Origin of the sequence: Pelovirga terrestris (assembly GCF_014773365.1) — a bacterium.
GTDB classification, from domain to species: Bacteria; Desulfobacterota; Desulfuromonadia; order Desulfuromonadales; family Geopsychrobacteraceae; genus Pelovirga; species Pelovirga terrestris.
On the sequence record NZ_JACWUN010000005.1, the window covers coordinates 25328 to 48578 of the forward strand.

Genomic DNA, 23251 nt, shown 5'->3' on the forward strand with positions numbered 1-23251 from the left:
TCTCGCCTCTTTCGTCTGATAAGGGGTTAAAGATTGTCTTCCAGATTGAAACCGTTAAATTTATTCATGGCGGCAGCCACCCCGCCGGCGATGATCAATTCAGCTGCATCTGCAGCAGCCGCGACCAAGGCGGGCAGCCCGACGCGTTCCGTCGAGCTAAAAGGACCGAGCACATGACGGGTTACATCTCCGTGCTCCGGCTTACCAATGCCGATACGCAGGCGAACAAAATCGCGGCGGTCTAAAGCGCAGATAACATCCCGGATCCCGTTGTGGCCGCCATGTCCACCTACCTTGCTGATCTTGATCCGCCCGAAAAGCAGATCGAGATCGTCGTAAATCACGACAATATCAGCAGGATCAACGCTCAGTGCACTACTGGCAGCATGGACGCAAGCGCCACTGCGATTCATATAAGTCTGGGGGAGAATGATGGTGGTTTGCTGTGAAGCAACCGCTCCAACTCCGTATATCCCCTGGTAACCTTTTTTTTTCAGGGCAATTCCAAAACGCCCGGCAACCAGTTCCGCCACCATAAAGCCGATGTTGTGCCGGGTTGTCGCATATTCTGAACCATAATTACCGAGACCGACAAGCAGCTTCACTTGCAATATCCTTGGGCGATGGTTGCAGCTGCAGTGAAGTTAGTCTTCATCACTTTCTGCAACTTCAGCTTCCTCGTCACTTTCTTCCTCGGCACTATGACCGATAACAGTCACAACGGTAAAATTGACATCATGGACCAGCTCAACGCCGGCAGGGACGGTGACGTCCTGAATATGAACGGTGTCACCAATGTCCAGCGCTTCGATATCGATGTCAATCGACTGTGGAACTTCGGTCGGCAGACAGGCAACCTCAAGTTCTTTTCTGATCAACTGGGTTGAGCCCCCCATCTTCTGCCCCTTGGAAATCCCCACAAGGTTGACCGGTACCATGAAGTGCCCTTTTTCCTTGAGGTTAATCGCATGGAAGTCGACACTGAGCATATCGCGGCGCAGCGCATGGATCTGGGCATCGCGCAGCACAACAACCTTCTTGTCGAGTCCGGCCCCCGACAGAGTCAACAGAGTGTTCCAGCCGGCTTCGCCAGATACAGCCTTGTGCAATGCCTTCGGGTCAACCGCAACCATTGTCGCATCCATCCCTTTGCCATAGACCACTGCAGGGACCTTACCTGCAGCCCGCAATCTCCTCGCAAAACCTTTGCCTGCATTCTCGCGTGCTTCTACTTCCAGAACTACCTGAGCCATCTATTCGTCCTCCGTATAAATTGGTTACTCGTATACGCTAATTACATCTCTATTCTATTAATTATACAAACAGCGAACTGACCGATTCCGCATTGTGAATGCGGCGGATCGCTTCAGCCAGCAGGTAACTGACGGACACCCCTTGCAGGGTGTCGCACTTGTTCAGTTTTTCCTTAATTGGAATGGTATCAGTAACAAAAACCTTTTTAAGCGGACTTTCAGCAATCCGTTCCAACGCCGGGCCGGACAGAACCCCATGAGTAGCGAAGGCATAAACCGCTGTTGCTCCCTGGTCCTGCAATGCCGTCGCAGCCGTACAAAGGGTACCGGCAGTATCGATCATGTCATCGACAATAGCGCAAACCTTGCCTTTAACATCCCCGATAATATGCATGACTTCAGAGACATTAGGACCACTGCGGCGTTTGTCGATAATAGCCAATCCGGCATCAAGGCGTTTGGCAAAGGCACGAGCACGTTCGGTGCCCCCGGCATCAGGCGAAACGATCACCAGCTCACCAAGATTCAAACGGCGGATTTCTTCAAGCATAACCGGTGCGGCATACAGATGATCGACGGGGATATCAAAAAAACCCTGAATCTGACCGGCATGCAGATCAATGGTCAACAACCGATCGATGCCTGCCACCGACAGCAGGTCCGCAACGAGCTTAGCCGTAATCGGCGCTCGCGGAGCAACCTTACGATCCTGACGGGCGTAACCGAAATAAGGAACAACCGCATTGATGCGAGCGGCAGAAGCCCGCTTCAGGGCGTCGGTCATGACCAGCAATTCCATCAGATTATTATTCGCCGGGGAACAGGTTGACTGAATAACGTAGACATCACGGCCACGCACGTTATCATTGATTTCAACCAGGACTTCTCCGTCAGAAAAAGTCTTGACCTTGGCGTTGCCGAGATTTACCGAGAGGTGGCGGCAGATGTCATGAGCCAGGGGCTCATTGGAGTTGCCGGTAAAAACTTTGATCATTCCCACGAATCAAAACCCTTCTTCCATATCGACGTGCGTCGAAACCTTTGAAACCTTGTTAAGTGGCTGGGGCGCCAGGCTTCACCCACTACGTCACCGCCATCACGGCGGCTCCTGCGTCGGCTCCCCTGCGCTCACTTCCGCGGCCATCCATGGCCGCTCTTCTGACATCAAGTCAGCGTTCGCTCCGCTTCGAATCCCGGCGAAACGACCGGTCAACGACCATGTTAAGTGGCTGGGGCGCCAGGATTCGAACCTGGGAATGCCGGAATCAAAATCCGGTGCCTTACCGCTTGGCGACGCCCCAATAAACAGCCTGCCGATCTTGTAACCAAAAAAACAAATGAAGCCGGTCAAAACCGGCACCGCTTCATATGAATATCATTGTCTGGTTCCTGCGCAACCAAAAACTACAGTGGTGACACCGGGCAGGTCCACCAGTCGGTTTCCGCGGCCAGAATATCAGCGGCGCTTTGCGCCTGGCCGAGCGCATCAAACACCCCGAACAGGGTTGCACCACTACCTGACATCAGCGCCCCACGGGCGCCCAGCTGCAGCAGGCGCTGCTTGATCTGCTGTAACAGCGGGTGACGTTTCAGGGTGACCCGCTCCAGATCGTTATGCAGGGCCGCACACAGGTCCTCCTTAGTCACTACAGAAAACCTCGGAAGGTTAGCCAGTTCACCACCCTTTGTCAACTGTAAACTTTGATAAACTTCGGCCGTCGATACGCTTATTCCGGGATTGACCAACAGGTATGCCACGTCCGGCAGGGGGGGCAAAGGCGCCAAGTCGGTTCCTGTGCCGGTGGCCCAGGCCGGCCGTTGAAAAACGAAAAAAGGAACATCAGCCCCCAGCTGCGCACCCAGCTGCTGCAACCGTTGATTCGTCATATTCAGTTCAAGCATGGCGTTTAATGCCAGCAACACGGTTGCCGCATTTGATGACCCTCCACCAAGACCGGCAGCAACCGGAATGCGCTTATCGATCTGGATCTCGATACCGACATCAAGCCGTGCGTCGGCAAGGAGCACATGAGCCGCTCGGACAGCAATATTGTCCTCACCAGGTGCCAGCGCCAAACCATCACAATGTACCGTCACTCCCTTAGCCCTGGTAATACGGATATCAACTTGATCGCACAAATCAACCCGCTGCATCGCCATCGCTAACGCATGATAGCCATTCTCATATCGCCCCAGCACGTGCAAACAGAGATTGATTTTTGCCGGGGAATTAACTCTTATTTGGTTGTGCATCATATTAACCTGACTCAGAATCTTCATTTAAAAGGAAGATCAACTTTCACCCGATTGCGGTCGCACAGTCAAGAAAAGGGATTAAAAAGTTGCTGACAAAAAAACCTGTTTTTAGCAACGACTCCTGCTAGAATCGTGAACCAACCTGTGCTCAAAAACATCCGCATATAGATACGTGCTCTGGAAATACTCCAGCCATCCTGCTTACGGAGACAGAATTTACTATGAACAGGCCCATTGTCCTTGGCATCGTCCTGGTCACCTTATTTTTAGCAACCGCCCCGGTTTTTACTCAAACTCCGTTAGCGGCAACGGACAAACAAGTCATCTATTTCGGGGTTATTCCTCGCTACAATCCGATCATTATGTACCGCTCCTACCAACCGATGATGGATTATCTGACCGCCAACACCCCTTACCGCTTTGAGCTGAAACTTTCGCGCAACTATCACGAGGCTGTTGAATTCCTGCAAAACGGTACTACACCCGTGGCCTCCCTCGGGGATGTTACTTTCGCTGAAGCCCATCAGAAGTTTGGAGCGGAGCCTATCCTCAAACCCCTCAACGCAGATCGGGAAGCGTACTATCATAGTTATATCATTGTGCGAGAGGACAGCTCGATCCAATCACTGGAAACCCTCAAAGGTAAACACTTTGCTTTTGGCGATTATCATTCCACCTCAGGCAAGCTGATACCCTATCATCACCTCAAGCTTCATGGTATTGAGCTGGATGACTTTTCATCTTACCAGCATCTTGAATCCCATGATGCCGTCGCTAAAGCGGTGCTCAAAGGCAATGTTGACGCTGGTGCGGTCAAGGATGTAGTGGCTCTGCGCTACCGCGAGCACGGCTTGCGTTTCCTCTCCATCTCCGACCCAATTCCGTCGGTCCCCATCGTTGTGCGTAAAGATGCGCCGGAAGAGCTGGTAACTGCTCTGAAAATGGCGCTGCTGGCGATTGATCCTGATGATCCACGCATCGGGCAGGAGCTGATCCGCTGGGATCCGGAATTTTCCCACGGCTTTGTCCCCGCCGCTATTGATGATTATCAATTGATTTTTGACCTTACCAGCAACAACAAAACCGGCTGCGGATTAGGATGTCACTGATGCCGCGCCAACTCCCTTTTTTCAGTCTGCGTGTCCGCTTCATGGTGGTCGCCGTTATCCTAACCCTCGGCTCGTCAGCCATCTGGGGTGGCTGGACCTGGCAACGCGAGCGTATTTCTCTGCTGGAAACCCTTACGCGTGAAGGGGAAATTCTCGTTACAACCATGGCGATTCCCGTGATCAACGCCCTGCTTTACGAGGAACTCGGCATTATCAGCGAAGGCGGGTTACTAGATAATTTTGTCAGTGAAATCATGGCGACGCCGCGCCTTCAGATCCGCTACGCTTTTGTTCTGGATGAACATGGCCGAGTCCTTGCTCACAACCGCCTTGCCGAATTCGGCACTATCTATGATAGTCCATTGAGTCGCACGGCCCTGGCTGCAGACACCTTCCGCCAAACCGATATTCTTTTGGAGGGGGAGCGGGTTGCGGATCTGGCCATGCCATTGGCAATTGCCGGCAAACGCTGGGGGTCTTTGCGCGTCGGGATTTCCATGGAACCGGCCTATGCCGCAATTGGGCGGCTGGAACAGCAGATTTTTCTATTTTCCGGATTTTTTTCCATCGGGGCTCTGTTGATTTACTGGATCATCGGCACCTGGCTGGCCCGACCGATCATGGCCTTAACTGACCGCATGGAACATGTTGGCAAAGATTCGAGCAATCTCACCATCAATGCTTACCGTAATGACGAAATTGGCCAGCTGCAAAAAAGTTTCAGCGCCATGCTCGAACGTCTCAACCGCAGCGAAGCTGAACGTATCACCTCGATGAACCGGATGCTCGAAAACGAACGGATCGCCGCTATCGGTCGTATCGTTTCCGGAGTGGCCCACGAAGTTAACAACCCTCTGGCCGGCATCGAAGGGGCTCTTTATCAGATCGAACAAAAAGGGGGCCCAGCGACCGAACGTTATGTTGGCCGGGTCCGTCAGAGCATCGAGCGCATCGGCAGAATCGTCGGCCAACTCTCCGACCTTTCACGCGCCGGCACTATTAATCCCAAACCGGTTAACAGTGACAGCTTTTTCGAAGACCTGGCAACGGTCTCGCGCATGGCGGCCCAAGGGATCAATTGCCACTTTATTACCGAAAACCGTTGTCCACCGGCCACCCTCACCCTCGACCGTGACAAAATTCATCAGGTCGTACTTAACCTGGTACTGAATGCAATTGATGCTACCTGCACCAATGCTATCTGCGCCAACGGGGAAGTCAGGCTGATAGCAGAGTGGCAAGATAGTTGTTATTTGTTGCGGGTTAAAAATACCGGTCCCGCCATTCCAGAAAAGATTATTGATGAAATTTTCACACCCTTCTTTACCACCAAGCAAGCCGGCAAAGGCTCTGGCATGGGTCTTGCTATTTCCAGAGGCATTGCCGAAAACCATGGTGGCACCCTTGACTATCAACGGATCGGGGAGCGCACGGTTTTCACCCTGATTATTCCCTGTAGTAAACATGCGGACACAACTGATGAATAAAATGATTTTACTGGTGGAGGATGATCCAGTCCATCTGGAGATGCTCAGCGAAGTTCTCAGCGATCATAACTACGATGTGATCCCCGCCAAGGATGGTCAGCAGGCAGTTGATGCGCTGACGCAGCACTGTTTTCCGGTGGCCCTGATCGACATCCGCCTTCCCGATGTCAGCGGCATGTCACTGCTTGAGGTCATTCTCAACCAGCAGCCTGACTGCACCATTCTGATGATGACCGGCGAAGCCACCGTCGAAGCGGCTGTCGATGCACTCAAAAAGGGAGCTCACGATTATCTGGCCAAACCCTTTAGAACCGAACTGTTGTTACTCAAGCTCAAACGTCTGTTTCATCTCCAACAGATAGAAGCTGAAAACCGCGATCTGCGTCGCCGCGAGCAGCCATCAGGGATGATTGGCGATAGCCAGGCGTTGCGCAAGTTTTTAACCGCCGCACAAACCGCCGCCGCCACCGATGTCACTATTCTGCTCCAGGGTGAGAGCGGCACCGGCAAGGAACTGGCGGCCGATTTTATTCATCACGTCAGCTTGCGGCGTGACAAACCGCTGGTTAAGGTCAATTGCGGAGCGATCCCGGAAACGTTGCTCGAATCGGAACTTTTCGGCACCGAACGGGGCGCCTTTACCGGCGCCGACCAGGTACGCCGAGGCTACCTGGAGCAGGCCCATGGCGGTACCCTGTTTCTGGATGAAGTCGGTGAAATCCCGCAGTCGATGCAGGTCAAGCTGTTGCGTGTCCTACAGGACGGCGTGATCCGCCGCTTAGGGAGCGAAAAGCCGATCAAGGTCGACTTCCGCCTGATTGCCGCCACCCATCGCAACCTGGCTGAACTGCGCGACGAAGGCAGTATCCGTGAGGACTTTTTCTACCGTCTCAATGTCGTCCCGCTACATCTACCGCCGCTGCGGCAACGGCGCGAGGATATTCCCTTGCTGATTGCCCATTTTATCGACAAGTATGCTTCCCGCTACAACAAAGAGCCGATTCAGCTCAGCATCGAAACCTACGAACGGCTAAAGAACTGCCCCCTGCCCGGCAACGTCCGTGAGCTGGAAAATCTGATTGAACGACTACAGGTTCTCGCTCCCGGCAAAGAGATTACCCCCGGCATGTTACCCGAGCCATTGCGTCAATCCGGTGGCAACAATGGCGACATCATCCAGTGCTTTCGCACCGATCTGCCGTTGCGCGAAGCCATCCGCGATTTTGAACTGAGATTTATTACCCGGGTTCTTAATGAGGAGGGGGGGAATCGCACCGCCGCAGCTCAACGTTTGAAGATATCGCGCAAATCCCTGTGGGAAAAACTCGCCCTGTAAGTTCCCCACAAGCGGCTATACTTTGCGCACCATTGATTTTTCCAAAAAAAATCAACCAACTATTTGGCTGGCCGAAATCGCAGCATAAAAAACTGCGTTACCATTAGTGAATTGTTACCGCCCGGTAACAGTGTATACATTAATTCCCATCCAGCTGTTTTTGTTAATTATTCTACTAAATCAATTGTCGATCGTAACGCTTGGGTTACAAAATAACGAATTCAGCCATTCTGTCTTTCATGTTTTTAATCATGGGTTTATGGCCCTGAGGTGCATCATTTAAGTCGGCACGAACCTTGCTCAACCACATTGCGGAGAACACCTGTTATTGCACCTGTTAGCATGCTGTTCAGCCCCGTTATTTAACAACTGTCAAGGAGGATACGAATGAGATTGACACGTCGAAGCTTCATCCAAGCTTCCGCTGCCACCGGAGGTGCTTTACTGGCCGGTTGCACCGCCGTAAAACCTGCCACCAATGCTATGTCCAATACAGCCGCAACGACAAAGCCCAGGGGCGAGGATGCCGGCAAATGGATTGCTAACACCTGTCAGGGCTGCACCACCTGGTGTCCCATTGAGATCTTTGTTCAGAACGGCCGAGCCGTAAAGGTCCGCGGTAACCAGCTTTCCAAAGCCAACAGTGGCTATGTCTGCCCGCGCGGTCATCTTATTTTGCAGCAGATCTATGATCCGGACCGTATCAAAACCCCGATGAAGCGCACCAATCCGCAAAAAGGGCGCGGCATCGATCCCAAGTTCGTTCCCATTTCATGGGATGAGGCAATGGATACATTTGCCGACAAGATCATGGAACTGCGCAAAAACAACGAAACCAACAAGTTTTTACTGATGCGCGGTCGCTATTCCGATCACAACTCCATTTTCTACGGTGACCTGCCCAAGATGATCGGCTCCCCGAACAATATCTCCCACAGCTCCATCTGCGCTGAAGTTGAAAAAATGGGGCGGATGCTGGAAGGCTACTGGGGGTATGCTGATTACGATCTCGACAACATGAAGTATCTGATTGTCTGGGCCTGTGACCCCATGTCTTCCAACCGTCAGATCCCCAACGCCATCCGTAAGATAAACAAGGTCATGGAAAACGGCAAGGTTGCTGTTATTGACCCGCGCATGAATAACACCGCCGCCAAAGCGCATGAATGGATGCCGGTCAAACCTTCAACGGATGGCGCTGTCGCCTCCGCCCTGGCGCATTATATTCTGGTCAATGGTATGTGGAGCAAGGAGTTCGTCGGTGACTTCAAGGACGGCAAAAACCGCTTTGTCAAGGGTGCAACCATCAGTGAAGACGACTTCGATGAGAAATTGACCCACGGTCTGGTCAAGTGGTGGAATCTGGCGCTGAAAGATTCGGATCCGGCATGGGCCGCCAAAGAAGCTGGCGTGGATCAGGCACAGATTGAGCGCATCGCCAAAGAATTTGCTCAGGCTGCTCCCCAGTGCGCCGTCTGGTTTGGCCCGAATATGCAGCCCCGCGGCACCTATGCCGCAATGACCATGCACGCCCTCAACGGCCTGGTTGGTGCTACCGATAGCGAAGGGGGACTCTGCACCGGCATGGGCGCTCCCTCCAGCAGCTATCCGAAGTACAACGATTTTCAGGATCCCGTTGCTGCCGCAGGTGCGAAAAACAAGAAAATCGATCAACGTGGCACCCTGACCTTCCCGGCTATGGCCAGCCACAAACCCGGCTCCGGTGTTGTTCTCAATAACGTTGCCAACGCCATCCTGGCCGAAGACCCCTACGATATCAAGGTCGCCCTGTCCTATTTCCAGAATGTCAACTTCTCCGGCACCGAGGGCGCTCGTTGGGACAAGGCGATGACCAAGGTTCCCTTCTTTATTCACTGCGTCCCGATGTTCTCTGAGATGACCTATTTTGCTGACATCGTACTCCCCTCCGCTCTGCACCATTCTGAAGACTGGACCGTAGTACGCAGCAAAGCCAACCTTCACGGTCACATCTCCATCCAGCAACCGGTCATCGATCGGATGTTTGATGTCAAAGGCATCGAAACAGAAGTCACCTGGCTGCTGGCGGAGAAACTCAACGACAAGGGCTTCCCCAACATGCTCCAGTGGGTGAAATCCTATAAGGATCCGGAAACAGGCAAGGAACCGACAAATAGCATGGAGTTTGCCATCTATGCCACCAAGATCCGCAGTCAAAAAGCCTGGGATCCGGCCGAGAACAAGGACTACAAGGGTGACCGCCCCAACGGCTGGGAAGATTTCCGCGCCAAGGGCGTGGTCAACTCGCCTAAATTCATCTTCCGCAAGAAATGGGCAGATGGTTTCAAAACTGAGACCAAGAAGTTTGAATTCTATAGCGAAACCCTGAAGAAGGGTCTGACCGCTCACGCTGAAAAACACAAGGTCAGCATCGACAAGGTCATGGAAGTCACCAACTATGAAGCTCGCGGCGAGTTGGCTTTTGTCCCCCATTATGAGTCGCCCAAGCGCAACGGTAGCAGGAGTGACTATCCATTCGACCTGATCGACATGAAGTCGCGCTTCAACCGTGAAGGTCGCAGTGCCAACAACACCTGGTATCATAGCTTCAAGCAGTGCGATCCGGGAGATGTCAATGAGCAGGATGTCATCCAGCTCAACCCGACTGACGCCGCCAGACTTGGCATCAAGGATGGTGATATGGTCAAGGTAACCTCAATAGTGGGCAGCCTGAAGGTCAAAGCCCGCCTGTGGGAGGGTGTCCGCCCCGGCGTCGTCGCCAAGTGCTATGGTCAGGGTCACCACGCCATGGGTCGCGTCGCTGCCAAGGATTTTGCCAAGGCCATTCCTCGCGGAGCGAACTTCAATGAGATCATGCCCGATGACTACGATCGTTTGAGCGGTTCTACCGCCCGTAACGGCGGTCACACTGGCCTTAAGATTGAAAAAGCCTGATCTGACGATACCCTTATACTTAAATAGGAGATAAATAGATGGCAAGATACGGAATGGTTATTGACCTGCACAAGTGCACCGGCTGCGGCGCCTGTGGCCTCGGGTGCAAAACCGAAAACAATACGGACGACCGTGCCGACGGTCAGACTCATAACTGGGCGGATTACAAGTCTGTCGTATCCGGCAAATTCCCCAACGTCAAGTTCGAAATGTTGCCGGTTCTCTGTAACCACTGCACCGATGCACCCTGCGTTAGCGCCTGTCCCGTTACACCCAAGGCGATGTTCAAGTCAGAGAATGGCGTTACTCTGCACAACGAAGAGCGCTGCATTGGCTGTCGTGCCTGCCAGTTTGCCTGCCCCTACAGCCAGGGCGACATCGAAGAAGGCACCAACGATTACAGCGTTATCAGCTTCAATGATTTCGGTAAAACCATCCACGCGGCTTATCAAGATAAGACCGAAATCATCAAGGGCTGCACCACTTCCGGTGCGGAAATCGCAAAAAAAGCAGGGTTCACACCACCGCATGCCACGAATTACGGCCATCCTGACTATAAAAATATCAGAACTGCTGGCGTGGTGGAAAAATGTATCCTCTGCGACCATCGCATTGAAAACGGGATGAAGCCCTACTGTACCGATGTCTGTCCATCCAGTGCCCGCGTTGCCGGAGACCTTGATGACCCTAACAGCGATGCCGCTAAGCTGCTCAAGCAGTACGGTGGACGGCGCCTGAAAAACAACAAGGGTGAGTTTTTGGCTGCCAATGAAAAGGGTGTTAGCCCCAATGTTTACTATGTCCGCAATTATTCAATGCGTAAATAGTAAGCTTTTCGATTAAATGTGCCGCAGACGAATCCCTTCGCCTGCGGCATTTTTTCCCAGTTAATTTTACCACTTCTATTTTGGGAGACATTTGTGACCGCTACTGCCCTCGTGGATAAAATCGCTGCTACGGCTGACGCATTTCGACTGCTCTCTGCCTGTTATTATGAGCCGGACAAAAACATGCTGCTCGAAGAAGGACTATTTGCCCAATTGCGTGAAGCCCTTGAGTTATGTCATCCCGACTCGGCCAGCTTAGCCGATGCCATGGCAACAAGCTTGCGGGATGCGCCGCAACAAGATCTGCTGATCGATTATGCCAAGCTCTTTGTCGGCCCCGACGTACTGCTGGCACACCCTTACGGTTCGGTTTATCTGGATGGGCCAAAAGTTTTGATGGGTGATTCCACGATGGACGTCATTGCCCGTTATCAAGACGCTGACTTTGCAGTCAGCCCCGAGCTCAAAGAGGTACCAGATCACATTGCTATCGAACTGGAATTTCTCTATCTGCTCTGCTTCAACGCAGCCCTGGCGCAAACTGAAGAACGCACTGACGATCAACAGCATTGGAATCAGCACCGCCAACAATTTATTGCTGACCATCTGGGTCGCTGGATTGATGAATTCTGTGGTAGACTGAGCAACAACACGCAATGCGATTATTACCGCCACCTTGCCGATCTGACCCAGCGCTTTATCAACGCTCAGAAAGCAACGGCTTAGGTTGCTGACATGATGCTGCAAAGCACTGCCTTTAAGCTCCTCCTACCCCAGGACGCACTGCTCATCGAGCGTGGCCGCTGTTTACGCCATCGTCTGTCTTCTTCCAGCTGTCGCAACTGCTTTACGACCTGCGCAACGGGTGCCTTAACCTGGACGGAAACCGGACTTGACTGGGATAAGGAAAAGTGCACCGGTTGTATGCTCTGTGCTGCCGATTGCCCCACAGATGCTCTGACCAGTAATCAGCTAACCGTAGGCGATCTGCTCCAGCGCCTTGACGAAGTTGACACTCCTTTGCTGGCCTGTTCATTTGAACCGCAGACTCAAGGTCATGCGCGCGTACCCTGCCTGGGATTGCTCGCCGATCCGCAGCTGTTGCTGGTACTGCAACTGGCGCTGGGCAAGGAACTGCGCCTCAATGCGTCTGCCTGTGCCACCTGCGAAAACTGTCGCATGTTGCCCGAACTGCATCAATCAGCGCAACAGGTTGCTGAACTGGCACAGGGGTTGCCCGGCGCAGTTAAGGTGATAGAGTCAGCACCACAGCTCGATTACCGCGAAAAAAGTTGTTCACGCCGGGAGTTTTTTAACTTTCTCAATCGGCGTTCACGCCAGACTGGTATGTCACTGGTCACCCGTCTGCATCTCGACACAACGTCAGGCAGCTACGGCAAAAAAAACATTCCCAAGACCCGTCAACTCCTGCTGCAACTCGGCAAGGCCTCTTCCGCCATCCGGGAAATGATCGACTCGAAGATCCTGCGAGAGCTGACTTTTGTCGCCGATTGCCGGGGCTGCACCGCCTGCGTCGGCATTTGTCCGACCGGCGCACTGGCGTCCCCGGATATTTGTGGCAACCAGCCGCAAGTCAATAAAGACCGTTGTATTGCCTGCAATCTTTGTGTAGAATTTTGTCGTCAGTCGGCAATCACTGTCACCACTCCTTAGGGGTGTTTTTTTGGACAAGCGTTATGCAGATTTCGCACAACCAACAATTTACTGACCATAACGATATCACCGGCGTCATTCTTGCCGGTGGCCGCAGCCGGCGCATGGGGCGCGACAAAGCGACCTTGACGGTTGATGGGCGCACCTTGTTTGAACGCGCGCATGATGCCTTTGATGGGGTTTTTGCACAGATATTGATTGCCGGCGAGCGTCCCGACCTCGCCTCCGCGGCCGTGCCATACTTTGCTGACGAGTTTCCCGGCAGCGCCCTGGGCGGCATTCATGGTGGTCTGCGGGCCGCACAAACGCCCTGGATCTTTGTCACCCCTTGTGACCTGGCTGCACCCGATCCGAACCTGATCCGTCACCTGCTCCCCTATCGCCACAGCTACGAGGCCGTAGTACCTCGTACGCCGGCAGGTTTTGAGCCGGTGTTTGCCCTCTATCACAAAAACTGCCTGCCGGTGATGGAACAAATGCTGCGTGCGGGCAATTATCGGATCTACGAATTTTATGATCACATCCGCACCCGCTTTGTGGAGAGCGATGAACTGCCGACCGGCTGGCAAACGGCCCTGGTCAATCTGAATTCACCGGTCGATCTTGAACAACTCAACCAGGAGGCATCATGACGCCGCCCATTGTGTCGATTGTTGCCAAAAGTGGTACCGGCAAAACCACCCTGCTGGAAAAACTGATTAGCGAGATGAAAAGGCGTGGATTTCGGGTAGGCGCGATCAAACATGACGCCCACAGTTTCAGTATTGATCATGAAGGAAAGGATTCCTGGCGTCTGACCCAGGCCGGGGCTGACACCATGCTGATCACCTCACCGGCCAAGATTGCCATGGTCAGGCAGAATGGCGACAGTGAGCCGGTCCTTGATGAGACCGTCGCCACCTACTGCCGGGATGTCGATATTGTTCTGACCGAAGGATTCAAACGCAGCAGCATGCCGAAAATCGAAGTTCATCGACGTGAGCGCAGCGCCACCCTGCTGTGTCGCGGTGAACGACATGATCCGACCCTGTTTGCCGTGGCATCCGATGAACCCCTTAAGCTCGATGTGCCGGTGTTTGATATCAATGATGCCGCCGGTCTGTGTGACCTGATCGATAAGAGGTTTCTGTCGTGAATGACCTGCGCATCCGCAGCAAGATCTGGCTGGAAGTAAACGGCCAGCCGTTTCTCGGTGGCGGTCGCTTGCGCCTGCTCCGCGCCATTGCCGCTACCGGCTCGATCAATGCCGCTTCCCAGCAACTCGGCATCTCCTACCGCAAGGCCTGGAGCCAGCTGCAGGAGATGGAAAAACACGGCATCCCCCTGGTTGAGCGTGAAAGGGGGGGGAGTGGCGGTGGTCGTTCTGTCATTACCCCACAAGCCCGGGAACTGCTCAAAAACTTTGATGAAGTTCAGGAGGGACTGCATCAGATGATTGACGACAAGTTTGACCAGGTTTTTAATTCCTGATGGCGTCGCAACAGTTTGAATTTCTTAAAGAAGATAAACCTGTACAGACTGATACTCCCGATCGTCTGGAGCAGCGTTCAACAAGGAGAACAACGGTGATAGATTACCAGCAAGCCATCGATTGTATTTTTCAAACCATCAAGCCATTAGCTGCGGTGCGCGTTCCCCTTGCTGAAGGCGTTGACAGGGTGTTAGCGGAGGATGTTTTTTCGCTGTTGGAGCTCCCTCCCGCCGACAATTCCGCCATGGACGGTTACGCTTTTGACCACGCCGGGCTCGCTGATGGGTTTCTGACCACGATCGGTTTTATACCGGCCGGCGACACTTTTTCGGCAACCGTTAAGCGCGGCGAAGCGGTACGGATCATGACCGGGGCACCCCTGCCTAAAGGGGTTGATACGGTCGTGCCGATTGAAGACATTGAATCCCTCAGTGACAACCGCATCCGCCTGCGCAAGCGACTTGAGCACGGTGCCAATGTTCGCGTCCGTGGTGAAGAACTCAAGGCCGGTGAAAAAATTCTTTGCCGGGGGCAGCACCTCGACCCGGCAGCGATCGGCATGCTGGCCTCAGCTGGGATTACTGAAGTCTGCGTTTACCCGGCCCCGCGGGTGGCAATTCTTTCCACCGGAGATGAGCTGGTCGAACTGGGGGAGACGCCTGACAGCGGAAAAATCATCAACTCCAATGCCCACTTGCTCGCTGCCTGTTTGCGTCAGGATGGATTCATCCCGATCCTACTTGGTATCGCCAGGGATCAACCGGGCGAACTTGAAGCCTTTCTGCGCAAAGGGCTGGATGCTGACATGCTGATCACCACCGGCGGTGTTTCTGTGGGGGATCGTGATCTGGTGCAGCCAACCCTGATGAAAATCGGGTTTAAAAAACTCTTCTGGCAGGTGGCGACCAAACCGGGGAAACCAACCCTGTTCGGCACGATTGACGGGCAGCCGGTGTTTGGTTTGCCCGGCAATCCAGCGGCATCTGCTGCGACCTACCAACTGTACGCCCGTCCTGCTTTGCGGATGCTTGCCGGGCACTCCCACCCTTTTGCACCGACCCTCAGGGTCACATTGGCCACACCGCTCAAAGCCGGAGGAAAACGGTTACATTTTCTCTGGGGCAATCTGATCATTGTTAATGGCGTATTGCAATTTGATCCATCCCAGCGCCAGGGGTCAGGGCAGAACCGGAGCGCGGTCGGTGCTCAGGCCTTGTTTCCTCTCCCGATTGACTCCCCCGCACTGGCCGCGGGAGACAGCATCGATGTCATCATGTTACACCTGCCTTTTGGGCAGAACCCTTCTCACAATTAATTAAAGGAGCACGTATGTTTGGTCTGGGCACACAGGAACTGCTGATTATTCTGGTACTGGTCATGGTTATTTTTGGGGCCGGTAAACTTCCCCAGGTAGGAAGCGCCCTGGGTAAAGGCATTCGCAACTTCAAAAAAGGAGTGACAGAAATCGAGGATCTCGATGTTGCCAACCTCGATGAAAAGAAAAAAACTGAATCAGAATCAGAACGCCATGCAGGATAGCTTCGGCCGCACCATCAATTATCTGCGGCTGTCGATTACCGACCGCTGCAACTTGCGTTGCCTTTATTGTATGCCGGCGACCGGGATCACATCACAGCACCACGACAACATCCTGCGTTATGACGAAATGCTCCGGATTGTCGCCGCTGCCACCACCCTGGGCATTCGCAAGGTCCGTATCACCGGTGGGGAACCGCTGGTACGCAAAGGGGTTATCGGCTTTTTGGAGCAGCTGGCGGCCCTTGAGGGAATCGAGGAAATCGCCCTGACGACCAATGGCATCCTGCTGGCAGACTACGCCGAGGAATTATACGCTGCCGGCGTCAAACGCCTCAATATCAGTCTCGACTCGCTGAAGCCTGACACCTTCAGCGACATTACCCGTGGCGGCGATCTTGGTCGGGTTTTGGCCGGCATCGGCAAGGCCGAACAGGTCGGCATGAAAATCAAGCTCAACCTGGTCGCCATGCGCGGCGTCAACGACCATGAGCTGCTCGATTTTGCCGCACTGTCAATCGACAAACCCTGGTCAGTTCGCTTTATCGAATATATGCCGACGATCCGTGAACAACAATGGCAGCACCGGATTATCAGCGGCGCGGATATCCTGGCGTTGCTGAACCAGCATTATCAACTGAATCCCCTCACAGCGGATCGTTTCTGTGGTCCGGCACGCCCTTATCGGATTGCCGGAGCTGCCGGCACCCTTGGGATTATCACCCCCATGAGCGAACATTTTTGCGGTTCCTGCAATCGAATCCGGGTGACGTCCATGGGTCAGGCAAAAAGCTGTCTGATGTCAAATGACGCTGTCGATCTGCGACCCCTGCTGGGCGTCCGTCAGCAGAGCAAGTTGATCGACGCTTTGAAAATGGTCATCTGCGGCAAACCGGAACACCATTGTCTGGGCTCCGATCCCGATTCGACCACCCCGTTTTCCATGGCCAGCATAGGAGGATAGTTCATGATGGGTAAGATTGTTGCGGTTTGCATCAGCGCCGCTAAAGGTGAGCGCAAAACCCCCGTTGCGAAGGTTACCTTGCGGGAAAATCATGGCATCGTTGATGATGCCCATGCCGGTGACTGGCATCGCCAGATCAGTTTGCTGGCGAAAGAAAGTATCGATAAAATGCGGGCCATGGGACTCGATGTCGACAATGGGGACTTTGCTGAGAATCTCACCACCCTTGGGATCGATCTGCCTGCCCTGCCCATCGGAAGCCGGCTGCAGATCGGCGAGGTGCTGCTGGAGGTAACCCAGATCGGCAAGGAATGCCATACCCGCTGCGCCATTTACCATCAGGCCGGGGATTGCGTTATGCCCAAGGAAGGAATTTTTGCCAGGGTATTAAGTGGCGGAGAGGTCACGCCGGGAGCCCAGCTTGAGGTTTTAAGCGGTTTCTGACAAAATCAGGGCAATATACTGCAACGTGCCCCAACCCTGTCCAAGGAGACCAGGATGCTGCCCCCAACAGCCCATGCAACAGGTTATCGTTCGGCATGTAGCCTGATAACGCCTTGTCTGATTCTACCTTTATTGTTCCTGCTGGTGGCCTTGGCCGGTTGTGCAGGCCACGCAACCAGAACCCAGGAACTGATGGCCACTGACTACCTGCAGCTCGATAATGATGCCCTGCTGTTACACTATTATGAGGTCGAAGATCAGATCACCCTGTCCGAACAACGCCGTTCATCACCGTCCGTCAGTCTCGGTTTCGGTCTGGGCAGTTATGGCGGTAGCAGCTCGGTCGGCGCTGGTGTTGGTGTCAGCACCCCGATCGGCCAACCCGAGACAGCTGCCGATCTGCGCGCCCACCGCAACCAGGTACGGCTCGAGTTGCAGAAGCGCGGGGTCGCTCCGTAAAAAAATTGTGACTAGTCCTTTCCCGAACAGTAACGACAAAAAAAATTTCAGCTACATCTGCTACAGACGCCACACCGACAGCATCCGGGCGTGCAGGGAGGAGTTAAACGCTGCTCGGCAGCACGCTGGTATTCGTTCCACAGGTATTCGCGCCGCACCCCGGCATCAATAATCTCCCAGGCAAAGGCTTCACCTTCTCCACGCTCACGCGTCAGCTCAGCAACCAAGGGCCAATTGGCCGCTGCGCAGATCTGTCTTAAACTCCCGCCCCTGGCCAGTTCCGGCAACATCGCGGCAATGCGGCGATCACCCCGGGACAGAAAAGCCTGGAGAATCGCCAGACGCACCGATTCCATCATGAAACGGGTATTAGGAATCCGGCTGCATGCTGACTGAAGCAATCGCCCCTTTTTCTTCAGCGACTTTTCCCCTTCCATGCCGGCCCACTGAAAAGGGGTAAAGGGTTTGGGAATAAAAGGATTAACGCTGACAGTCAGATTGCCAAGATGACCCCGGACCTTGCCACTGACCTGGCGCATGGCCGCGATCTTTTGTACCAGCTCAACGATCGCTTCGACATCAGCCATCTCTTCAAACGGCAAACCAATCAGAAAATACAGTTTCAGGTGGCGGATCCCACCATCTGCCAGGACCTGTACGGCTGAAAGAATCTGATCTTCACTCAACCCCTTATTGATAACATCGCGCATCCGCTGACTGCCGGCTTCCGGGGCAATAGCGACGCTGTTGTGGCCGGCTTGAGTAAGCAAGGCAACGGTCTGTGCATCGATCGCGTCCAGCCGTAAGCTGGAAATGGAAATTTCACCGCCACGCGCGATAATCCCTTGCTGGAGCGGTACAACCTGCGAATAGTCAGCAACCGCAGCGGCAACCAGACCAATCCGGTTACGCTGACACAACCCCAGATCAGCCTGCTCAAGCAGATTATCCAGACTGCGCTCGCGCGGCGGCAGATAGACGAACCCTGCAGCACAGAAACGACAGCCACGTGAGCAGCCGCGTGAGACCTCAACCAGCGCCATATGACCAAATTCCGCGGCATCGGCCTGAATGAAGGTACGACTAGCGGAGCTGTCAAGATCATGGAGATATTGACGCTGGATCCTTTTGGGTAACGCCCCATCACATTGATAGGAAACACCTTCGGCGGCATAGGACGGCTGATAAAAGCGCGGGACATAGACCCCCGGCAGCTGTGCCAGTTCAAGCAACAGCCGGTGACGTGGCAGGGATGGTGACTGCAACAGGCCGGTCAACAGTGCCGGCAATATCGGTTCGGCTTCACCGACAGCCATCAAGTCGGCAACCTCAGCCACAGGTTCCGGATTGATAAAAGCACAAACACCACCGATTAAAACCAGCGGATCTTCAAGCCGGCGATGCTCAGCCAGGAGTGGGATATTACCGGCAGAAAAAATAGCCGGCAGGTGCAGATAGTCATTTTCAAAGGAGATGGACAAGGCAATCAGATCGAAATCCCGTAAAGGACGATCAGACTCAAGGGAAAGCAGAGGCGTTACATGATGTGCGGTTGATTCTTCCGGTAGAAAAAATCGCTCGCACAGACAATCATCCCGCTGATTGATCAGATGGTAGACCGTCTGAAAGCCGAGATTAGCCATCCCCTGCTGATAACCATTGGGGTAAATCAGGGCAATACGATACCGGCCTTCATTCCAGGAATGATAGCAGGCTCCGGATTCCTTGCTACGGCGCTGTTGATTGGAGGTAAGGATGTTATTCGCCATAACTGCAGTTATACACGAGAAATGATCAGCACAAAGAAAAAAAGGGCCATTCAAGATGGCCCTGGACGAGGGAGTCGTCGGGATACAATTACAAGGTACAGAAACGCTGTACATCCGCCGGGCGGAGAACCGGCATGCATCACATCAATAACTGCTGCAGGTGCACGTTGCCGACAAGCGACAACCTCAATATTCATGAGTGATTCTTGGACGCAGCTGTTATTTACCAACAATGCCTGCGCATACATCTATCATCATCACTCACCACCATCAGAAGAAGGTGAACTGGGTGCCATAAAATAGCTAAGATAAGGCTCAATCAACCCGACGCCGCAAAAAAGTCGGGATATCGAACTGTTCATCATCAACGAACAGATCGCGATTCTGGCTCGGCACTTCACGACGACGGCCATAAAGCTCATTCTGTTGATTGCGGATGTGGGTCGGTACGTCAAGATCACGCTTGGTTCGAACTGCCGGTGGCACATAGGGTGCGCGCTGCACTTCCGTACTCTCAGTACCCTTGTCCTTTGCGCCAAACTGCTCACCAAAACCGGTTGCGATAGCAGTAATCTTGATTTTCTCGCCCAGGCTTTCATCAATAACCAGTCCGACAATAATATTGGCATCTTCATGAACCTTTTCATGGATGATGGTCGATGCCTCCTCAAATTCTTCCATCGTCATACTGGAGGAACCGGAAATGTTGACCAGCACACCCATCGCCCCGGAAATATCGACCTCTTCCAACAGCGGGCTGCTGATCGCACTGTAGGCAGCTTCCGCAGCGCGGCGCTCCCCTTCGGCAGTGCCAATCCCCATCATCGCCATGCCGCGGTTACTCATGACGGTACGCACGTCGGCAAAGTCGACGTTGATCATCCCCTCGGTGATAATCAGATCCGAGATACCCTGCACTGCCTGGCGCAACACATCATCAGCCGGCTTGAAGGCATCAAGTATGCTCATATTTTTACCGGCCAAACCCAACAGGCGATCGTTCGGAACCACAACCAGTGAATCAACCACCTCGCGCAATGCCGCAATACCGGCATCCGCTCTGGCCATGCGCTGTTTTCCTTCACGGGTAAAGGGTTTAGTCACCACGCCAACAGTCAACGCTCCTACTTCTTTTGCTGCCTTGGCAATAATGGGAGCGGCGCCGGTGCCGGTACCACCACCCATGCCGGCGGCAATAAAAATCATATCTGCGCCAGTAAAGAGTTCGACCAGACGCTTGACATCTTCTTCAGCTGCCTGACGGCCAATTTCCGGGTTGGCTCCGGCACCAAGCCCCTTGGTCAGACTGCCGCCGAGCTGAATTTTCATTGGGGCTTCACTGCGCCGCAGAGCCTGGGCATCGGTATTGGCAACCAGAAAGTCAACCCCTTCGACATGATTGCGGATCATGGTGTTGATTGCGTTACCGCCCCCACCACCGACACCAATTACCTTGATTTTGGCTGTCTGATCCAGATTTTCCTCAAATTGAAACATGACTCCCTCTTGTATCGGCATAACTGCCTCCCTGTCGTTACGCTCCTGCTCACTCCGCGATCACAGAAGCTGGTTATTTAACTAAGCATAAGTTACCAAAAGATAAGCTCTTTTACAAGTAATTATTATATAATTATTTATCAAAAAAAGTCATTGAACATCTCTTTCATCCGCTTTGAGACCCGCTCAAACATATTGTCTTCTCCGACCTTGAACTTCTGCGCCTGACTGTTCATGCTGCCGTACTTCACCAGTCCGACACCTGAGGCGTATATCGGTGAATTGACGACATCCACCAGCCCGCCGATGTCGACCGGCGTGCCCCTGCGCACCGGCAAATTAAAAATCTGCTCCGCCAACTCCGGCATCCCCGGCAAAATGGCGGTGCCACCAGTAATAACGACCCCGGAAGCGATCAACTCGTCATAACCACTTTTGATAATCTCCCGGTTGATCAGAGAAAACATTTCTTCTACCCGTGGCTCCAGAATTTCAGCGAGCAATTGACGCGACAGGATTCTTGGCTCACGACCGCCCACCGATGGCACCTCGATGGTTTCATCCTTGCCGACCATGGAGGTGAGGCAGCAACCGTACGCCTGTTTGATTTTTTCCGCCTCCGCCATCGGAGTACGCAGTCCAACGGCGATGTCGTTGGTCAGGTGATCCCCACCAATCGACAGGACCGAAGTATGCTTGATCGCGCCGTCGGAGTAGATCGCAATATCCGCGGTGCCGCCGCCAATATCCACCAGCGCAACCCCCAACTCTTTTTCATCCGCTGAAAGCACCGCCTCACTGCTGGCAAGTTGTTCCAAAACGATATCGGCGACATCAACGCCGGCACGATTACAACTTTTGATAATATTCTGGGCGCTGGCAACCGCACCCGTGACAATGTGCACCTTGGCTTCCAGGCGCACACCACTCATCCCCAGCGGCTCACGTATGCCATCCTGATCATCAATAATGAATTCCTGCGGCAGGATGTGCAGCACTTCCCGATCCATCGGGATGGCAATCGCCTTGGCGGCATCAATGACCCGCTGCAGATCCTCGCTGGTCACCTCGCGATTTTTAATGGCGATCACCCCCTGCGAATTCATGCCGCGAATATGGCCACCCGCAATGCCGGTAAATACCGACTTGATTTCACAGCCGGCCATCAACTCGGCCTCGCGAATGGCCTTACGAATAGCGGCTACAGTGGATTCAATATTGATCACCACCCCTTTGCGCATTCCGCGTGACGGACTGGTGCCAATCCCGACCACTTCCAGCCCATCCTCTGCCATATGACCGACAATACAGCAGATTTTCGTGGTTCCAATATCCAGACCGACGATCAAATTATCTTTTGTTTTACTCATGACACCCCCTTGGTATCAGCTTTTGGTCGTATTATTCGACCATTCAATTCGTACGATTACCTTCTCATCAACGTTTAAATCGATATAATCGAGCATCTTCATTTTTGGTTTCAGCAGCGCATAGATGCGTTCCAGACGGTCGAGCTTTTCATGATATTTGTCGTTCCCCAGCCGGATCCTCACGCCACTATCCAGGGTATATACGGACAACCCTCCGCCGGTCTCCTTATGGATCTCCGAGACCTTATCCAATCCAAACTGCGAACGCGCCTGTAGTTCTTCAATCAGTCCTACAACGTTCAATAGCTGAGCTCGGTCTTTGTGTTGCCCCAACTCCAACTGGCCGGCATTGAAACCGGTAATCACGGGATAATCCAGGCTGTCACTGCCATCGAGAAGCTTGAAAATTGTCCCGTTCATATCCAGATAGTAGAGGTACCCCAGATTGACAATCGCAAGGGGTTCACGCTCTACCACGCGAATACTGATCTGGCGTGGAAAAATTCGCTGGATTCTCGCCTCCTTAACCCAAGGATTTTCAGCAATTTTGCGTCCAATCAAATCAAGATCGAGGCTGAAGGTTGACATTCCCGGCTGCACATCAGAAAGGGCCACGACAGTCTCCTGGGCCAGACGCTGGTTTCCTTCCACCCGGATCGTATCAATACGAAACTGGTCCGATGCGAGGAGCAATTGCACCAGAAAGAAACTACCGGCAACAACCAGGGTAATACTGAAGACCCCAACCCCAACCCGCAGGCAGCGGTGCAACAGGCAACGCAGATCAAGCGGCTTTCTCTGCCTTTTTCGACGGTTGCTACGCACCTTCTTGCTGACGTTTTGCCGTTTCATATCACGCATGGTT

Annotated in this window: 23 protein-coding genes and 1 tRNA gene; 15 read left to right on the forward strand and 9 right to left on the reverse strand. The window is 53.4% G+C overall.

The window, feature by feature from the left end; all coding sequences use genetic code 11:
* Positions 1-26: 26 nt before the first annotated feature.
* The 5 genes from pth to ispE all read right to left on the reverse strand — a co-directional run bounded on the left by pth (position 27) and on the right by ispE (position 3533).
* Entirely contained in the window at positions 27-605 is a 579-nt protein-coding gene (gene pth, locus ICT70_RS05470) for an aminoacyl-tRNA hydrolase (RefSeq protein ID WP_191154397.1), read from the reverse strand.
* Between the two features lie 39 nt (positions 606-644).
* A complete protein-coding gene (locus ICT70_RS05475; RefSeq protein WP_191154398.1) occupies positions 645-1253 on the reverse strand; it encodes a 50S ribosomal protein L25 in 609 nt (202 codons plus the stop codon).
* Positions 1254-1314: 61 nt separating this feature from the next.
* Positions 1315-2247, reverse strand: a complete 933-nt coding sequence (locus ICT70_RS05480) for a ribose-phosphate pyrophosphokinase (protein WP_224746857.1) — start codon at positions 2245-2247, stop codon at positions 1315-1317.
* A gap of 232 nt (positions 2248-2479) precedes the next feature.
* A tRNA-Gln gene (locus tag ICT70_RS05485) sits at positions 2480-2554 on the reverse strand.
* Positions 2555-2657: 103 nt separating this feature from the next.
* A complete protein-coding gene (gene ispE, locus ICT70_RS05490) occupies positions 2658-3533 on the reverse strand; it encodes a 4-(cytidine 5'-diphospho)-2-C-methyl-D-erythritol kinase (protein WP_224746849.1) in 876 nt (291 codons plus the stop codon).
* A 197-nt stretch (positions 3534-3730) separates the two neighbouring features.
* Here ispE and phnD point away from each other — a divergent pair, with 197 nt between their 5' ends.
* The 15 genes from phnD to ICT70_RS05565 all read left to right on the forward strand — a co-directional run bounded on the left by phnD (position 3731) and on the right by ICT70_RS05565 (position 17750).
* Positions 3731-4618, forward strand: coding sequence for a phosphate/phosphite/phosphonate ABC transporter substrate-binding protein (phnD, locus tag ICT70_RS05495; protein ID WP_191154400.1), 888 nt, complete (start codon positions 3731-3733; stop codon positions 4616-4618).
* Positions 4618-6105: a sensor histidine kinase gene (locus ICT70_RS05500; RefSeq protein ID WP_191154401.1), complete on the forward strand. Its 1488-nt coding sequence runs from the start codon at positions 4618-4620 to the stop codon at positions 6103-6105. Before phnD ends, ICT70_RS05500 begins: the two co-directional genes overlap by 1 nt.
* Positions 6098-7441 (forward strand): sigma-54-dependent transcriptional regulator, encoded by a 1344-nt coding sequence (locus tag ICT70_RS05505; RefSeq protein ID WP_191154402.1) that lies wholly within the window; start codon positions 6098-6100, stop codon positions 7439-7441. The genes ICT70_RS05500 and ICT70_RS05505 overlap by 8 nt, the downstream gene beginning before the upstream one ends.
* Positions 7442-7828: 387 nt before the next feature.
* Positions 7829-10375, forward strand: coding sequence for a molybdopterin-dependent oxidoreductase (locus tag ICT70_RS05510; protein WP_191154403.1), 2547 nt, complete (start codon positions 7829-7831; stop codon positions 10373-10375).
* Between the two features lie 38 nt (positions 10376-10413).
* Entirely contained in the window at positions 10414-11202 is a 789-nt protein-coding gene (locus ICT70_RS05515; protein WP_191154404.1) for a 4Fe-4S dicluster domain-containing protein, read from the forward strand.
* 93 nt (positions 11203-11295) lie between these two features.
* The gene (locus tag ICT70_RS05520; protein ID WP_191154405.1) at positions 11296-11928 is read left to right on the forward strand and encodes a molecular chaperone TorD family protein; all 633 of its coding nucleotides are present in this window, start codon (positions 11296-11298) and stop codon (positions 11926-11928) included.
* A gap of 9 nt (positions 11929-11937) precedes the next feature.
* Positions 11938-12876 (forward strand): 4Fe-4S binding protein, encoded by a 939-nt coding sequence (locus ICT70_RS05525; protein WP_191154605.1) that lies wholly within the window; start codon positions 11938-11940, stop codon positions 12874-12876.
* A 23-nt stretch (positions 12877-12899) separates the two neighbouring features.
* On the forward strand, positions 12900-13508 hold the full coding sequence (gene mobA, locus ICT70_RS05530) for a molybdenum cofactor guanylyltransferase (RefSeq protein WP_191154406.1): 609 nt from the start codon (positions 12900-12902) through the stop codon (positions 13506-13508).
* Positions 13505-14011 (forward strand): molybdopterin-guanine dinucleotide biosynthesis protein B, encoded by a 507-nt coding sequence (gene mobB / locus ICT70_RS05535; RefSeq protein WP_191154407.1) that lies wholly within the window; start codon positions 13505-13507, stop codon positions 14009-14011. Before mobA ends, mobB begins: the two co-directional genes overlap by 4 nt.
* Complete coding sequence (locus tag ICT70_RS05540; RefSeq protein WP_191154408.1) at positions 14008-14346, forward strand: LysR family transcriptional regulator; 339 nt, start codon at positions 14008-14010, stop codon at positions 14344-14346. The genes mobB and ICT70_RS05540 overlap by 4 nt, the downstream gene beginning before the upstream one ends.
* A 95-nt stretch (positions 14347-14441) precedes the next feature.
* Positions 14442-15662: a molybdopterin-binding protein gene (locus tag ICT70_RS05545; protein ID WP_191154409.1), complete on the forward strand. Its 1221-nt coding sequence runs from the start codon at positions 14442-14444 to the stop codon at positions 15660-15662.
* 14 nt (positions 15663-15676) lie between these two features.
* Positions 15677-15886: a twin-arginine translocase TatA/TatE family subunit gene (locus tag ICT70_RS05550; RefSeq protein WP_191154410.1), complete on the forward strand. Its 210-nt coding sequence runs from the start codon at positions 15677-15679 to the stop codon at positions 15884-15886.
* Positions 15840-16847: a GTP 3',8-cyclase MoaA gene (moaA, locus tag ICT70_RS05555; RefSeq protein WP_224746851.1), complete on the forward strand. Its 1008-nt coding sequence runs from the start codon at positions 15840-15842 to the stop codon at positions 16845-16847. Before ICT70_RS05550 ends, moaA begins: the two co-directional genes overlap by 47 nt.
* 3 nt (positions 16848-16850) lie before the next feature.
* Positions 16851-17291, forward strand: coding sequence for an MOSC domain-containing protein (locus tag ICT70_RS05560; RefSeq protein WP_191154411.1), 441 nt, complete (start codon positions 16851-16853; stop codon positions 17289-17291).
* 54 nt (positions 17292-17345) lie between these two features.
* Positions 17346-17750 (forward strand): hypothetical protein, encoded by a 405-nt coding sequence (locus ICT70_RS05565; RefSeq protein WP_191154412.1) that lies wholly within the window; start codon positions 17346-17348, stop codon positions 17748-17750.
* A gap of 47 nt (positions 17751-17797) precedes the next feature.
* Here the strand turns inward: ICT70_RS05565 and ICT70_RS05570 are convergent, their stop codons facing one another.
* The 4 genes from ICT70_RS05570 to ICT70_RS05585 all read right to left on the reverse strand — a co-directional run bounded on the left by ICT70_RS05570 (position 17798) and on the right by ICT70_RS05585 (position 23247).
* The gene (locus tag ICT70_RS05570) at positions 17798-19519 is read right to left on the reverse strand and encodes a radical SAM protein (RefSeq protein ID WP_191154413.1); all 1722 of its coding nucleotides are present in this window, start codon (positions 19517-19519) and stop codon (positions 17798-17800) included.
* Between the two features lie 315 nt (positions 19520-19834).
* Positions 19835-21016: a cell division protein FtsZ gene (gene ftsZ / locus ICT70_RS05575; protein WP_191154610.1), complete on the reverse strand. Its 1182-nt coding sequence runs from the start codon at positions 21014-21016 to the stop codon at positions 19835-19837.
* A gap of 140 nt (positions 21017-21156) precedes the next feature.
* Positions 21157-22386 carry a cell division protein FtsA gene (gene ftsA, locus ICT70_RS05580; protein WP_191154414.1) on the reverse strand — a complete coding sequence of 410 codons (1230 nt, stop codon included), beginning with the start codon at positions 22384-22386 and terminating at the stop codon, positions 21157-21159.
* A 15-nt stretch (positions 22387-22401) separates the two neighbouring features.
* Positions 22402-23247, reverse strand: a complete 846-nt coding sequence (locus ICT70_RS05585) for a cell division protein FtsQ/DivIB (protein ID WP_191154415.1) — start codon at positions 23245-23247, stop codon at positions 22402-22404.
* Positions 23248-23251: the final 4 nt, after the last annotated feature.

Coding starts and splice junctions, on each gene's coding strand:
- moaA (WP_224746851.1), top strand. CDS start 15,840: ATGAAAAGAAAAAAACTGAATCAGAATCAGAACGCCATGCAGGATAGC.
- ICT70_RS05550 (WP_191154410.1), top strand. CDS start 15,677: ATGTTTGGTCTGGGCACACAGGAACTGCTGATTATTCTGGTACTGGTC.
- ftsZ (WP_191154610.1), bottom strand. CDS start 21,016: ATGTTTCAATTTGAGGAAAATCTGGATCAGACAGCCAAAATCAAGGTA.
- mobA (WP_191154406.1), top strand. CDS start 12,900: ATGCAGATTTCGCACAACCAACAATTTACTGACCATAACGATATCACC.
- ICT70_RS05480 (WP_224746857.1), bottom strand. CDS start 2,247: ATGATCAAAGTTTTTACCGGCAACTCCAATGAGCCCCTGGCTCATGAC.
- ICT70_RS05510 (WP_191154403.1), top strand. CDS start 7,829: ATGAGATTGACACGTCGAAGCTTCATCCAAGCTTCCGCTGCCACCGGA.
- phnD (WP_191154400.1), top strand. CDS start 3,731: ATGAACAGGCCCATTGTCCTTGGCATCGTCCTGGTCACCTTATTTTTA.
- ICT70_RS05570 (WP_191154413.1), bottom strand. CDS start 19,519: ATGGCGAATAACATCCTTACCTCCAATCAACAGCGCCGTAGCAAGGAA.
- ftsA (WP_191154414.1), bottom strand. CDS start 22,386: ATGAGTAAAACAAAAGATAATTTGATCGTCGGTCTGGATATTGGAACC.
- ICT70_RS05560 (WP_191154411.1), top strand. CDS start 16,851: ATGATGGGTAAGATTGTTGCGGTTTGCATCAGCGCCGCTAAAGGTGAG.
- ICT70_RS05515 (WP_191154404.1), top strand. CDS start 10,414: ATGGCAAGATACGGAATGGTTATTGACCTGCACAAGTGCACCGGCTGC.
- ICT70_RS05475 (WP_191154398.1), bottom strand. CDS start 1,253: ATGGCTCAGGTAGTTCTGGAAGTAGAAGCACGCGAGAATGCAGGCAAA.
- ICT70_RS05505 (WP_191154402.1), top strand. CDS start 6,098: ATGAATAAAATGATTTTACTGGTGGAGGATGATCCAGTCCATCTGGAG.
- mobB (WP_191154407.1), top strand. CDS start 13,505: ATGACGCCGCCCATTGTGTCGATTGTTGCCAAAAGTGGTACCGGCAAA.
- ICT70_RS05565 (WP_191154412.1), top strand. CDS start 17,346: ATGCTGCCCCCAACAGCCCATGCAACAGGTTATCGTTCGGCATGTAGC.
- ICT70_RS05585 (WP_191154415.1), bottom strand. CDS start 23,247: ATGCGTGATATGAAACGGCAAAACGTCAGCAAGAAGGTGCGTAGCAAC.
- ICT70_RS05500 (WP_191154401.1), top strand. CDS start 4,618: ATGCCGCGCCAACTCCCTTTTTTCAGTCTGCGTGTCCGCTTCATGGTG.
- ICT70_RS05525 (WP_191154605.1), top strand. CDS start 11,938: ATGATGCTGCAAAGCACTGCCTTTAAGCTCCTCCTACCCCAGGACGCA.
- ispE (WP_224746849.1), bottom strand. CDS start 3,533: ATGAAGATTCTGAGTCAGGTTAATATGATGCACAACCAAATAAGAGTT.